The 12529-nt window shown below is 65.0% G+C and carries 13 protein-coding genes; 4 read left to right on the top strand and 9 right to left on the bottom strand.

Annotated features, from left to right (window positions below; all coding sequences use genetic code 11):
- Positions 1-436: 436 nt before the first annotated feature.
- Positions 437-1759 carry a hypothetical protein gene (locus QFZ69_RS17690; protein ID WP_306913214.1) on the top strand — a complete coding sequence of 441 codons (1323 nt, stop codon included), beginning with the start codon at positions 437-439 and terminating at the stop codon, positions 1757-1759.
- Between the two features lie 57 nt (positions 1760-1816).
- On the opposite strand, the gene QFZ69_RS17685 is transcribed toward QFZ69_RS17690, so the two are convergent.
- The 4 genes from QFZ69_RS17685 to QFZ69_RS17670 form a co-directional block, all read right to left on the bottom strand.
- Positions 1817-2848: an NAD-dependent epimerase/dehydratase family protein gene (locus QFZ69_RS17685; RefSeq protein WP_306913212.1), complete on the bottom strand. Its 1032-nt coding sequence runs from the start codon at positions 2846-2848 to the stop codon at positions 1817-1819.
- A 149-nt stretch (positions 2849-2997) separates the two neighbouring features.
- Positions 2998-4560, bottom strand: coding sequence for an APC family permease (locus QFZ69_RS17680; RefSeq protein WP_306913211.1), 1563 nt, complete (start codon positions 4558-4560; stop codon positions 2998-3000).
- Positions 4561-4572: 12 nt separating this feature from the next.
- Positions 4573-5598, bottom strand: coding sequence for an agmatine/peptidylarginine deiminase (locus tag QFZ69_RS17675; RefSeq protein WP_306913210.1), 1026 nt, complete (start codon positions 5596-5598; stop codon positions 4573-4575).
- A complete protein-coding gene (locus QFZ69_RS17670; RefSeq protein ID WP_306913208.1) occupies positions 5595-6629 on the bottom strand; it encodes a nitrilase-related carbon-nitrogen hydrolase in 1035 nt (344 codons plus the stop codon). The genes QFZ69_RS17675 and QFZ69_RS17670 overlap by 4 nt, the downstream gene beginning before the upstream one ends.
- Positions 6630-6843: 214 nt before the next feature.
- Between QFZ69_RS17670 and QFZ69_RS17665 the strand changes: the two genes are divergently transcribed.
- Positions 6844-7332 (top strand): GyrI-like domain-containing protein, encoded by a 489-nt coding sequence (locus QFZ69_RS17665; RefSeq protein ID WP_306913206.1) that lies wholly within the window; start codon positions 6844-6846, stop codon positions 7330-7332.
- A gap of 26 nt (positions 7333-7358) precedes the next feature.
- On the opposite strand, the gene QFZ69_RS17660 is transcribed toward QFZ69_RS17665, so the two are convergent.
- Positions 7359-7706 carry a hypothetical protein gene (locus tag QFZ69_RS17660; RefSeq protein WP_306913203.1) on the bottom strand — a complete coding sequence of 116 codons (348 nt, stop codon included), beginning with the start codon at positions 7704-7706 and terminating at the stop codon, positions 7359-7361.
- Positions 7707-7949: 243 nt separating this feature from the next.
- On the opposite strand from QFZ69_RS17660, the gene QFZ69_RS17655 reads away from it, so the two are divergent.
- Both QFZ69_RS17655 and QFZ69_RS17650 read left to right on the top strand, forming a co-directional pair.
- Positions 7950-8255, top strand: coding sequence for a DUF4193 domain-containing protein (locus tag QFZ69_RS17655; protein ID WP_306913202.1), 306 nt, complete (start codon positions 7950-7952; stop codon positions 8253-8255).
- Between the two features lie 242 nt (positions 8256-8497).
- Positions 8498-9043, top strand: a complete 546-nt coding sequence (locus QFZ69_RS17650) for a hypothetical protein (RefSeq protein WP_306913199.1) — start codon at positions 8498-8500, stop codon at positions 9041-9043.
- Positions 9044-9118: 75 nt separating this feature from the next.
- Here QFZ69_RS17650 and fliW read toward each other — a convergent pair whose 3' ends face one another.
- The 4 genes from fliW to QFZ69_RS17630 are packed head-to-tail and all read right to left on the bottom strand — an operon-like array spanning position 9119 to position 12349.
- A complete protein-coding gene (fliW, locus tag QFZ69_RS17645; RefSeq protein WP_306913198.1) occupies positions 9119-9508 on the bottom strand; it encodes a flagellar assembly protein FliW in 390 nt (129 codons plus the stop codon).
- Positions 9505-10392: a flagellar hook-associated protein FlgL gene (gene flgL, locus QFZ69_RS17640; RefSeq protein ID WP_306913197.1), complete on the bottom strand. Its 888-nt coding sequence runs from the start codon at positions 10390-10392 to the stop codon at positions 9505-9507. The genes fliW and flgL overlap by 4 nt, the downstream gene beginning before the upstream one ends.
- A gap of 2 nt (positions 10393-10394) precedes the next feature.
- Positions 10395-11807 carry a flagellar hook-associated protein FlgK gene (flgK, locus tag QFZ69_RS17635; protein ID WP_306913195.1) on the bottom strand — a complete coding sequence of 471 codons (1413 nt, stop codon included), beginning with the start codon at positions 11805-11807 and terminating at the stop codon, positions 10395-10397.
- 11 nt (positions 11808-11818) lie between these two features.
- On the bottom strand, positions 11819-12349 hold the full coding sequence (locus tag QFZ69_RS17630) for a flagellar protein FlgN (protein ID WP_306913193.1): 531 nt from the start codon (positions 12347-12349) through the stop codon (positions 11819-11821).
- Positions 12350-12529 lie beyond the last annotated feature (180 nt).

Genomic DNA, 12529 nt, shown 5'->3' with positions numbered 1-12529 from the left:
CGGAGAGACGGCCGGGACGTTCTTCCCGTCCGAGTCGGCGAATTGCTCCCAGTTCCTGAGAAATCTTTGCCGAGTTCGAGCGGCGGCCTGCCACAACATTAAATGCGCCGGTCAGCGCTTCACTGACCGAATTCGGTGGTCCTCACGGCAGGTCATTCGGCCGTTATTCTGCCAATATCTTTGACTTCGACCTGAGCCGTACCTACGTTTAACCGCACACGGTTGCGATTTACTCCGGAAACAGGCTTACCTGCCGACGTGGCCGGACGCAGGCAGTGGAGGCGCAAATCGTGCCTCGTCAGTCGAAAGCAACAGTCTCCGATTCCCTACGCCTTGAGGTCCCGCTCCACAAGGCAGCTCGGCTCTGGCTGCTTTCAGGAAATCCCCGGGCTTGAATGCGATCAACTCCGTCCACTCTCAAAACTTAGGGACACACATGAAGATCAGGTCCGTCGCCGCAGCCGTATTCATGACCGCTCTCATGGCCAGCGGGTTGTTGGCAGGAACTCCGACTCCGGCCTCGGCTGCGGGTAGAACCTATTACGTCAGTGCCGCGGGGAACGACAGCAGTTCGGGAACCTCAAGCTTGGCGCCGTGGAAATCGCTGACAAAGGTAAATTCCGTTGTCCTCGCCCCTGGCGACACCATCAGATTCCGCAAAGGCGACACCTGGACCGGAGGCCTTGTGACCGCCCAGAGCGGGACCTCCACCGCTCCCATCACCCTGAACGGCTATGGAACCGGCAACACTCCGACTATCACCGGCGGCAATTCCGGGAACTGCATCAGGATCAACGGCCACTACACCATTGTTGACGGACTGCGCGGTGTCTCCTGCGGCTACGCAGGCATCAGCGTCACAGGTGACCGCACCACGGTCCGGAACTCCAGCGCCGCCAACAATGCCGTGGGGATCAAGGCAGGAACCGGGTCTGATTTCGGAAAATACACCGGCAACACACTGACGAACAACAACATCATGAACGTGAAAACGCAAGGCACAAATTGCGGGACTTCCCAGGCAGTGAACTGCAGTGATGACTCCGGCGCTTTTGGCGTGCTGATTAACGGCAACGACAATGAGGTCTCCGGTAATACGGTCAGCGGCTCCAACGCGTCTTCCTATGATTACAACCGCGACGGCAGTGCAGTCGAAATTTACAACGGCAACCGGAACTACATTCACCACAATGTGGCCTTGGACAACAACAACTTCGCCGAGATCGGAAGGTCCTCAGGAACTGCGGACGGCAACACCTTCCGCTACAACCTGGTCCGTTCAACGTGCGGCGCCAACTGCTCCGAGGCCAAGGGATTGGTCGCCCGCGGCACAGGCACCTCAGTCGGACCCACAAACGGCACTGTTTTCGAATTCAATACCGTCTACCTGAACGGCCCGCAGTCCCAAGGCATTGTCTGCCATGCGACTTGCCCTTCATCGACGGTGATCCGGGGCAATATCCTGGTAGGCGTCAAGAACTCCCTGTGGATCAACGGCTCCGGCTGGACCGAACGGCAGAATGTCCTCAACGGTCCGATTAACGTAACGCGCAACAGCACGTCCACCAATGCTCCGGCACGTTTCGTGAACGCACCGACCGACCTCCACCTCACGAGCACCAGCCCGGCCATCGACCGTGCCGGAACCAGCTTCTCCACCCTGGACCTGGACGGGCACGCAGTGCCCCAGAACGGGGACTGCACCGGAACAGCCGCCGCCGATTCGGGGACCTACGAGTATGACTCGCCCAACTGCTGAGACTGGAAACCGGCTGGCATTTTGCGGTGGGCCTGAGCCAACACCCTGCGGATGTGACTACCGCGCCTGCAGGGGAGGGGAGCCGGCAACGCCGGCGCCTCTTCCCAGCCCGGCCAGGACCTCCGCTATCGCCTGCAGCGAGGAGCGGCCGGGGGACCAGCCGAGCTCTTCCCGTGCCCTCGTCGTGTCCATAACCGGCGCCCCGGCGGCCATATCCACCCAGCCGGCATCCGTCGGCTGCAAGCGAGCCCGCCAGGCGAGATCGACGACGACCCGCAGGACCGCCAGTGGCAGCGGCAGGATGCGCCGCGCCCCCAACAGCCAGCCCAGTGCGTTCGGGTCAAGCACGGGTTCGGCGGCCACGTTGAACGCGCCGGCTGCCCGTCGGTGCAGGACCCGCCAGTAGGCATCTGCAACGTCATCGGCATGCACCGCCTGGAACACCAACTCCTGCGGAACGGGCAGGACCGGAATGCGGGGTTTCGGCGGAAGCACCCGGGGTATCAGCCGGCCCAGGAAATACTTTCCGACCTCGCTGCCGGAGTCCTCCTGGAAGATCAGACCGGGGCGGAGCCTCGCGACCGTGACAGCCGGGTTGGCGGCCTCAAATTCATTCAGCAGGGCCTCCTGCTGAGCCTTGTGCTGGCTGTAGTGGGATCCCTGGATACCGTCCACCGGCCAGTCTTCGGCCACCCGCCGGTCCTTGCCCGCCCGTGAGTACGCGCCGACCGATGAGGCGCAAACAAAGTGCCCCACTCCCGCCCGGCTCGCGGCTGTCAACACATTCGCGGTGCCGGTCACATTGGTCCGGAAAAGCTCGTCCAGCCGGTGGTTTGGCTGGACCTGCCAGACGAGGTGGACCACGGCGTCGGCACCCTGCAGGATGGTTTCGAGGCGCGGAACGGCAGCAGGTTCGCCGACATCGACGTTGTGCCACTCCACGCCCCGGTAAGGCGGGACGCGGGAATCCGGATGGCGCCGGGAAATCCCCACGATCTGTAGGTCCTCGCCTTCGGCCTTAGCCGTGGCCAGCCGTCTCAGGAGGGCCGTGCCCGCGTTGCCTGTGGCTCCGGTGATGACGATGCGCATGTCTTCCCCTTGCTCGTGGGCTCGCCGCCGTATGCGGCGCTCCGTCCTGTGCTCTCCTCGACCGTAGCCGCGAGTCCGTCGGCTGTCACGCGGCGCCACAGACCCCGCCGGCTCGGAGCTTACTCGGGCCGGCGGGGCCTCCCCTGGGGCTACTCCGGGGCCACGAGCGCCGGGGTGTCCTGCCGGATGCTTTCGCCGCGGAAGAAGCCCGGCCGGAACCGCGCCATCAGGACCATGAACACCCCGCCCAGTGCCAGGACGCCGATGCCCAGGACAAAGACCAGTCCGACGCCCATGAACTCGGAACCGCTGCCGAACTCGGGCGCCCAGCTGTCCACGGCTGTCTGCAGGAACACCACGAACAGCCCCGCCCCGCCCAGCAGCGGGCACAGCAGCCGCAGGACAAAGTGGCGGGCGCTGCTGAAGGCACTGCCGCGGAAATACCAGACGCACGCGAAGGCCGTCAGCCCGTAGTAGAAGCAAATCATCAGGCCAAGCGCCAGAATGGTGTCGTTGAGGACGTTCTCGCTGATCACATGCATTACGGCATAGAAGCCCGCGGAGACCGCCCCAGCCGCCACCGTGGCGAATCCCGGGGTGGAAAAGCGCTTGCTGACGTGGTTGAACACCTTGGGCAGCGCGCCGTAGTGGGCCATCGCGAGAAGGCTGCGCGAGGGCGACGTGAACGTGGACTGCAGCGACGCCGCCGAACTTGACAGCACCGCCAACGACATCAGGATGGCGAATGGACCCATGATGGGGGACGCCAGCGCAGTGAAGACGTTCGCCTGATTATCGGCATTGGTCAGGCCGATCCCGACGTCACCGATCCCGGCGAACATCATGGTTGCGATCGTCACCAGGAGGTAGATGCCCAGAACCACGACGGCGGTCAGGGTTCCGGCGATGCCGGCGGTCTTCTTGCCGTTGGAGGTCTCTTCATTGACCGTGAGGCAGACATCCCAGCCCCAGTACACGAAGATCGACAGTGAGATTCCGGCCGCGATCTGGCCGAAAGTCTGAATCTTGGTGACGTCGAACCATTCCCAGCTGAACGGGATGGCCGTTTCCGAGCTGGACCAGTTGGCGAAGGCCATCACGACAAACAGTCCCAGAACCAGCAACTGGAAGCCGACCAGCCCGTACTGGACCAGCTTGGTGGTGTGCAGGCCCCGGTAACTGATCCAGACCGCCAGGGCGACGAACACGAAGCAGGTGAGAACGTTCAGGGGTTTGTTGGCCGCGAGATCGGCCAGCTCCGGTGAGCCGGTAAGCTGCGCCAGGAAAAGGTAGAAGAAATCCACCGCGACGCCGGCCAGATTCGACAACACGATGATGTTGGCCGCCAGCAGCCCCCAGCCGCCCATCCAGCCCACCCAGGGGCCGAAGGCTTTCGTGACCCAGGTGAACGTTGTGCCGCTGTCCGGGGAGTCGGCGTTGAGTTCCCGGTAGGCGAGCGAAACCAGGATCATCGGGATGAACCCGATTAGAAAGATCACCGGCAGCTGCAATCCGGCTTCATTGATGGTCGGCCCGAGAGCGCTCGTGAGGGTGTAAGCAGGAGCGATGGTCGAGATCCCCAGGACCACGACGGCGAGCAGGCCAAGCTGTCCGCCTTTCAGGCCTTTCGCGGTGATGCCGTGGGCAGAACCGGTGCCGCCGGCACCGGCCCCCGGCTCCGGTGTGGGACTTTGGCGGATGGTTTGAGTCATGTCCGACCCTTTCTAGGAGAGCGCAGGTTGCTGTTGGGTGATGCAGTGAATGCCGCCCCCGCGGGCGAACAGCTCGCGGGCATCGATGCCGACAACCCGACGTCCGGGATAGGCGTGCGCGAGGATGCGGAGGGCCTTCTCGTCGTTGGGATCCGCGAACGTGCAGGCTAGAACGCCGCCGTTGACCACGAGGTGGTTGATGTAGCTGTAATCGACCCAGCCCTCATCATCCGAGAGCGCCCGCGGCGCCGGGACCTCGATGATGTTCCACTCCCGGCCGGCGGCGTCCCGCGTGGTGGACAGGAACGTGATGATCTCGCGGCTGACCTCGAAATCCGGGTGCTCCGGGTTCTGCTGGGAATGGACCAGCAGCGTGCCCGGTGACGGAATGGCGGCCACGATGTCCACGTGCCCGCGGGTGCCGAACTTTTCCGAGTCCCGGGTCAGGCCGCGGGGGAGCCAGATGGCATGGGTGGCACCGATGGTCCTGGCCAGTTCGGCTTCCACGTCGGCCTTGCTCAGCCCGGGGTTGCGTCCGGGATCCAGCTGGACCGATTCGGTGATCAGTACGGTGCCTTCTCCGTCGACCTGGATGCCGCCGCCCTCGTTGACGAGCGGGGACGGAATATGCGTGGCCTGCGAGCGGCCGGCGACCTCCGCGGCGATCCGGGAGTCCTTGTCCCAGGAGGCCCACTCCTGGGCGCCCCAGCCGTTGAACACCCAGTCCACGGCACCAAGGTTTCCGTTGCCGTCCAGCACGAAGCTGGGGCCGATGTCGCGCATCCAGGCATCGTTGAGCTCCGCGGTGAGCACCTCGACGCCGGGCCGGAGATAGCGCGCGGCAGTGTCGACGTCGTCGGGGCTGATAACAACGGTGACCGGCTCGAAGTCGACGACGGCGTTGGCGACGGCGGCCCAGACGGACCGGGCGGCGTGGGCTTCCTCGGCGGAGTCGCCGAGCGTGTACCCGCCGGTGGGGAAAGCCATCCAGATCCGCTCCTGCGGGGCGGTCTCTGCGGGCATGTACCAGTTGCTCATGCGGTCACCTCGAGATACAGGGGCGCCTCGCCGCCGAACGGCGCTTCCGGGCGCACGGGATCGCTCAGCCGGGCATAGGTGTCCGGACGCCGGGTGGCCAGGAACGGGAAGAGCGTCAGCCAGTCCCGGCGCTGGTCGAGGTCCAGGTCGGCGACGAGGACGGCGGACTCGTCCCGCGGCGCCTGGGCGAGGATCCGGCCATACGGATCGGAAATGAACGACGAGCCGTAGAAGTTCAGCGTCCCCTCGTTCCCCCAGCGGTTGGGCGCGACCATGAAGAGGCCGTTGGCGATGCCGTTGCCGACAATGACCTGCTGCCAGAGCGGCTGGGTGTCGAAGTCCGGGTGGTCCGGTTCGGAGCCGATGGCGGTGGGGTAGACCAGGATTTCGGCCCCGCCGAGGGAATAGAGACGGGCGACTTCCGGAAACCATTCGTCCCAGCAGGTGGGCATGCCCAGCCGGGCGCCGCCGAGTTCGGCCGGGGCATGGACTTCGTAGGCGTCCGTCGAGGCCGGGCCGGGGCGGAAGAACTTGTCCTCGTAATAGCCGGCCGTGACCGGGATATGCAGCTTGTGGGTGCGGGCCAGCAGTTCGCCTGCCGGGGACACCAGGATTGCCGTGTTCAGTCCGAGACCGTCATCCGTGCCGTCCGGGTTGTCCGCCCGCTGGTACAGCGAGGCGTGGACGCAGACCCCGTGCCGGCGGGCAGCCTCGGCGGCGAACCGGAACGTGGGCCCGGTCAGCAGGTCCTCCGCCAGGTCCGACGGGCGGGCACGTACAGCTCCGGGCCGTGAGGTGTCGTTTTCGGGCAGCCTATCCGCCGGATAGCGGGAGAGCGTGAGCTCGGGAAGGAAGACAACGGTGGCTCCCAGCCGGGCTGCGCGCTCGATGCCCTCGTCGAGTTCGGCGCGGAGAGCGGCGACGTCGGCGTGCCAGCGGTGCTGGACCACACCGACCCGGAGGGCCGCGCGGCTCGACGGCGTGGTCCGCGCCGGGGAAGTGGGGGCGTTCAGGCAGGTGATTTCGATCATGTACTTACTCCAGTGAGATGGGCGTCACGAAATGAATGACGTTCATTTAGTATCGGGGGCCGACGTCGGTAGGGCAAGACCTAAATGAATAAAGTTCATTTCGTGACGGCCGGCGCCAGTTGAAGATGCCACCCGGGAACCGGGCGCGGGACCGGTGAATCCGGTGGGACGTTAGGCCCTAGACCGGGAAAGTGGGCGGACGGAGGCTGGGCATATGACTGAAGCGAATCCGGAAAAGACGCCGGAGATTACGTCCGCCCAACTCCACGAGCAGCCGACCGCCGTCGTGCGTGAAAGGGTGCCGGTGACCGGTCTCCGTGAATTCTTCGGCCGCGCGTACGGTGCCGTCGTGGGCGCGGTGCAGCAGCAGCATGTCCAGCTGGCCGGACCGCCGTTCGCGCTGTACCGGGGGGTGCCCAGCGACGTCGTCGACGTCGAGGCCGGCTTTCCGCTGGCCGCGCCCTTCCCGGGACCGGGCGAGGGCGGCGTGACGGCCGGGTCGCTCCCTGCCGGGGAAGCGTACGAGGCCATGCACATCGGACCGTACGAGAACCTCGAGAAAACCTATCAGGCGCTCATGGCGCGGATGGCAGCCGAGGCTGTCGCACCCGCGGAGGAGATGTGGGAGTACTACCTCAGCGATCCGGGGAGGGAGCCGGACTCCTCACAGTGGAAGACACTCGTCGTCTGGCCCGTGGCGTAGTCGGCGGCCGGCCCGCCCGGCGCCCTCTACTCGGCGTCGATCCGCTCCAGGAGGTCCTTTGCCGCCTTGGCGATATCGTCATGACCGTACTGTGCTGCCCGGCTTTCCAGGGAGATGACCGCGCAGCGGTGGATCTTCGTGAAGTCTCCGAAGGGGAAGCTCACGCTGCCTTTCGTTCCCTCGGACGCCTCGCGGTCCAGGCCTAAGTGCCAGCGGGTGAATTCATCGAAACCGTGCTTGTCGATGAATTTGTTTTCCTGCTCGGTCGACGGCGCGTGCTCGCTCCAGTCGTCGCGTTCATCCCGGTGGACGTGTCCCTCCTTGATCAGCTTCTTGGCGTGTTCCAGCGATTTCTTGTTGAGTTTCGCAGCCATTGAAGGAGCCTCCTTTGGGTCCGGTCCGCAACGGTCCTGAACAGGGTCCTTCAAGGCTAGGACGTGGGCCGTGGGATCGCTACCGGCGTGCTCAAACGTGGCGGCGGGAAGGGCTCCGGGACGGGCCGCGGGACGCCGATGTCGGGTTGAACACACTATTCTTCAAGTCCGGGCATTTTGACCTAAACTGCTTCACTGAGGTGCCTGGAATGGCGCTGCGCAGCAACGAAAGTGAATCCCGCTATGGCTACCGATTACGATGCCCCCCGCAACAAGACAGACGAAGAATCTCGAGCCGAATCGCTGGAGGCCCTTCAGGCGTCGCGCGGCGGTGGCGCCCAGACCGCGGTGATTGATGTCGACGAGACCGACACGGCCGAAGGTATCGATCTTCCCGGCGCTGATCTGTCCGGCGAAGAGCTGACCGTCATCGTTGTCCCGGAGCAGTCAGACGAATTCACCTGCTCCTCCTGCTTCCTGGTCCGTCACCGGTCCCAGGTGGCCAAGGAAAAGGACGGCCTGAAATACTGCCGCGACTGCGAAGGCTAGGGGCTCTCCACCGCGCAACGCCCCATTACTAGTTCAACAGCTTGTGACTCAGCAGAGCGCCGGTACCCGGGCTGGGACCGGCGCTCTGCCGTATCACGCGTGAGGAACGCGCTCCAGATCACGGACCGGTGACCCCGGGCGGCGCCGCTAACGGTTCGGCGCCGAAGTCCGTCCGGCCCTCGATTCCGGGCGTCTGCGCTTCTACGCTTGAAGCATCTCATCGTTTCAGGGGGGTGGCCGGATTGAAGAAGATTCAGGTATGGCTGGCAGCAGTGTTGCTGGCCGTCGGCATGGCACTCGTCGCACCCGGGGTGGCGTCGGCCGAACCGTATTGCGGCCTGGTGTGGGGATCGCTGGCCAAGGCCGATCCGCCACTGAGCGGGGCAACGGTGACCAACGTGCGCACCGGCCAGCACTATTGCTTCGACCGGGTGGTGGTCGATCTCAACGGCGCTGTGGCAGGTTACAACGTGCGCTACGTTCCGCAGGTGACCCAGGACGGCTCGGGGTTCGGGGTGCCGCTGAGGGGCCAGGCGTTCCTCCAGCTGACCGTGAACTCTCCCGCGTACGACGACAACGGAAACTCCACCTACAACCCGGCGGACAGGAACGAACTCAGCAACGTGACCGGTTACCAGACCTTCCGGCAGGCGGCCTGGGCCGGCAGTTTTGAGGGCTACACCAACCTCGGGCTCGGAGTCCGCGCTCGCCTTCCATTCCGCGTCTTCACCCTGGAGGGGCCCGACGCCGGAACCCGGCTTGTGGTTGACGTCGCCCACTTCTGGTGAGGCTGGCGGTTTCGTAAGGCAGAGGCCGCTTACGCCGACCGGGTGACGCCGGGGGTTTTGTAAGACGGGGGCCGCTTACAGCGAGTTGAGGTCCGCCCGGAGCGGGTAGTCGCGGCCGTCAAGCACGAGTTGGGTGCAGCGGCCGGTGGCCGGGTTGAGCACGATCGGTGCCATCAGGTTGACCGTGGTGGAGCCGGGGGCGTGGTTGAGCACCACCAGCATCTGGGGCGCCTCGCCCTGCCCGAGTTCCAGGGCGTCCAGCGCTCCGGCCGGAATCGGCGGGGCGTAGCCCGGCACAAAGACGGCCGCGTCCGCGAGGAAGAGCCGCACCGGGGTGGAGCCCGATTCCAGGGCGTAGAGTCCGGTCGCACCTTCGACGCTCCGTAGCGTGAAGTCGTGCACTTTCTCGAGGCCCGGCATGGGGGCGGTGAAGGAGACGGAGGGGTTCATCACGGCGGTGCTCACCGGAGGAAGTCCATCAGCGTGGGCTGCAGCACCCGCGCCGTGGCGGCCAGGGCCACCTGGTAGCTGGTCTCCTGAAGCTTCAGATCCAGGATGACACTGCCAAGATCTGCCTTTTCAATGCCCATCTTCTGTGCATCCAAGGTGGCCTCCAGTTCGGTGTTGACGTTGCCGGCGCGTTCCAGCTGCGCTTGCCGTGTTCCTATTTCAGCACGTCCGTTGACGACGTTCTTGAAACCAGTCTCCACCGCCGCGAGCCGCGGCGTAATGTCCGTGCCGCTCCGCAGATCGGCGGCGATTTTGCTGACGACGTCGAAAAGGGAGCCGGTGCCGCTGCCGAAGATCGCCTCGCCGTCGGCGTCGACGCGCACCGTCTGGGTGGCGCTGATCCGGCGTTCCACGCTGCTGCCGGAGACGCCGTTGAACAAGGGCGGGGTTGCCGGGCTGAAAGCCGCGGCCTCATCCGAGCTGCCGGCAAAGATGTTCCGGCCCAGGTGCTTGCTGTTGGCGATCGAGACAAGGTCCTTGTTCAGGGCCTCCAGTTCGAGGGCGATGGCGTCCTTGCCGGACTGGTTCAGCGAGCCATTTCCCGCCAACACCGTGAGGTCTTTGACCCGGTGCATCACATTGGTGGCCTGCTCAAGGGCGGAATCCGCCGCCGTCAGCCAGGTTCCGCCGTCGTCGATGTTGCGGCCGTACTGGGCGTTGGCGGCGAGCAGGGCACGGGTTTCGAGCGCCTTGGCAGTGGCGGCCGGGTCGTCCGAGGGGCGGGAGATCTTGTTGAGCGAGGTCGCCTTTTCCTGCAGCTCCGCCAGCCTGGACTGCTGGGTCTGCAGGGTCCGTTGGGCGTTAGCGCTCATGGTCAGGTTTGTTACCCGGTTCAGCATGTCTACCTTCCTACCAATCCGGTGCGGTTGATCAGGACGTCAAGGGCTTCGTCGACGGCGGTCATCACACGGGCCGCGGCCTGATAGGCATGCTGGTTGGCGAGCAGTCTGATGTTCTCTTCGTCCAAGCTGACGGATGCCTGCGAGGCGCGGCTGCTCTGTGCGGAGATCTCTGCTGCCGAGCTCAACGATTCGTGCTGCTGGGCTCCGCGCGACTGGACACCGATGTTGGTCACGATGCCCGCCCAGACCTTGTCCGGCGAACCTGCACCGGTGCCGAGCTGTGAAATCTTGTCCGCAATGCTGGTGTCGAGGGCGCCGCCCGTCGATGCCTTGAGGGCAATGTTGTCGACATTGGCGGGGCCGGCGATGCTCAGCGCGGCGGGGCCTGTACCGGTGGTGGTGAAGAAGTCCACGTTGGTGGCGCCGGAGCCCGTGACTCCGGACCGGTGGACAGTGTTCACTGCCGTAGCGATGGTGGTCGCGAAAGTGTTGTAGGACTGGGCTGCCTGGGCAATTGCACCGCCCTTATCTGCCGGAGCCAGCACGGAAAGGGCCCCGGCGAGTTCACCGCCGTCGAGGGCTGCGGTGCCGCTCGGGTTGGTCCACTCGACGCGCGGGGCGTCGGTAGCGGCGTCAGCCATGGCCGTCGCGCCCACCAACTTGAGCGTTCGGAAGGAACCGCCCGTGACAAGGGCATTTCCGCCGATCAGGACGTCCAGCGTGCCGTCGGGTTTTTCGCGGACAGAACCGCCGGCGAGGCTGGCGATCTGATCGGTCAGTTTGGCGCGGGCGTCGATCAGCTCATTGGCTGATCCGCCAGCAGCGAGCGTGGAGCGGATGGTTGTGTTGTAAGCAGCCACCTGGGCTGCGGCCGCGTTGACAGCGTTGACATTGTCAGAGGCTTGGGCGCGGACGCTGCTCCACTGCGAGTCGAGGGCCTTGTAAGCAGAGGAGATCTTGTCCGTCACGGAATTGGCAGCGTTCAGCAGCAAGCCTTTCGGTCCCGACTGGTCAGGCTGGTTTGCTACTCCCTGCCACGCGGACCAGAAACCATGCAATGCGGTGGAAATGCCGTTGTCACCAGGTTCCTGGAGGATGCCTTCGATGCCTTGCAGCGCGGAGGAGCGGACGCTGGCGTAGCCGGCTTGAGCGCCCGCCGAGCGGACTCCGGCGTCCAGGAAGCTGTTGCCGATGCGGGCGATGGCGTCCACGGACACGCCCTGCCCTGCCTCGGGACGGCCGGAGCCATTGAGGCCGTGCGCGCCCGGTGCAGCGTTCGATGACTGCTGCACGCGCTGCCGGGTGTACCCCTCGGTGGCGGCGTTGGCGATGTTCTGGCCGGCAACGTTCATGCCCTGCTGGGCGGCGGTCAGTCCACGGTAGGCGGTGTTCAGGGCGCCGAAGGTGCTCATGGTCGTCTTCCTTAGAATTGCTTGTCGAAGATGCGTGAGCCGGCGGTTTCCCCGGTCTTGCCATGCGCGTCGTACGTGCCGGCGGCGGGGCGGAGATCGGCCAGGGACTCCTGCGTGGAGCGGACTGCCGTGCGCAGGTACTGCTCGTTGGAGTCGCGCAGTTCCTTGATCAAGGTCGTCTGTCGGGTCAGCGCGCTCAGGTGGGCCGTGAGAACCTCGGACCAGGCGCCTTCCGGCGCCGCGGCGGCGAGTTCGCCGAGGGAGGCGTTGGTGGGCAGGCCCCAGGATTCCGCGACAACGGCGGCCTCGATGGTCCGTGCGAGGCTCGCCTGGGAGAGGTGCCCCAGGACCTGTTCGACTTCCCGGGTGCCGTGGGGCAGCCAGCGGGACTTGCCGGCGGTGAGCAGCAGCTGCTCCTCCTCAAGTTTGAAAGTGAGAACGTCCAGGAGTTCACGCTCCCGCCACAGCAGGGCTGAAAGTTCGTGGATGGCCATGGTCCGGACGGCTCCCTCAGAGGTGACTAACGCGATGGTGCCGGGCATGCAGTGCATATAAGGAGTCAGCTGCAGCCATCAGCAAGGTTCGTAGAAACTATCGGCAGGGGAGTGGAATCCGTTAGCGGAAATAAGGCGGATTACAGGCGGAATGGCAAGGAAAAGCCGTCCGGAAAAGAATTTTGGATTTCTGCTTACCTGTGCTTCGGAATGGGCGATAGCTACTCC

The organism is Arthrobacter sp. V1I7 (genome assembly GCF_030817015.1).
Classification (GTDB): domain Bacteria; phylum Actinomycetota; class Actinomycetes; order Actinomycetales; family Micrococcaceae; genus Arthrobacter.
This window is presented reverse-complemented; position numbering and strand designations above follow the sequence as displayed.

What these genes read in the sequence shown, in the direction of transcription:
- QFZ69_RS17655 (WP_306913202.1), top strand. Translation starts at nt 7,950, where the DNA reads ATGGCTACCGATTACGATGCCCCCCGCAACAAGACAGACGAAGAATCT.
- QFZ69_RS17665 (WP_306913206.1), top strand. Translation starts at nt 6,844, where the DNA reads ATGACTGAAGCGAATCCGGAAAAGACGCCGGAGATTACGTCCGCCCAA.
- QFZ69_RS17690 (WP_306913214.1), top strand. Translation starts at nt 437, where the DNA reads ATGAAGATCAGGTCCGTCGCCGCAGCCGTATTCATGACCGCTCTCATG.
- QFZ69_RS17670 (WP_306913208.1), bottom strand. Translation starts at nt 6,629, where the DNA reads ATGATCGAAATCACCTGCCTGAACGCCCCCACTTCCCCGGCGCGGACC.
- flgK (WP_306913195.1), bottom strand. Translation starts at nt 11,807, where the DNA reads ATGAGCACCTTCGGCGCCCTGAACACCGCCTACCGTGGACTGACCGCC.
- flgL (WP_306913197.1), bottom strand. Translation starts at nt 10,392, where the DNA reads ATGCTGAACCGGGTAACAAACCTGACCATGAGCGCTAACGCCCAACGG.
- QFZ69_RS17660 (WP_306913203.1), bottom strand. Translation starts at nt 7,706, where the DNA reads ATGGCTGCGAAACTCAACAAGAAATCGCTGGAACACGCCAAGAAGCTG.
- QFZ69_RS17630 (WP_306913193.1), bottom strand. Translation starts at nt 12,349, where the DNA reads ATGCCCGGCACCATCGCGTTAGTCACCTCTGAGGGAGCCGTCCGGACC.
- QFZ69_RS17685 (WP_306913212.1), bottom strand. Translation starts at nt 2,848, where the DNA reads ATGCGCATCGTCATCACCGGAGCCACAGGCAACGCGGGCACGGCCCTC.
- QFZ69_RS17675 (WP_306913210.1), bottom strand. Translation starts at nt 5,598, where the DNA reads ATGAGCAACTGGTACATGCCCGCAGAGACCGCCCCGCAGGAGCGGATC.
- QFZ69_RS17680 (WP_306913211.1), bottom strand. Translation starts at nt 4,560, where the DNA reads ATGACTCAAACCATCCGCCAAAGTCCCACACCGGAGCCGGGGGCCGGT.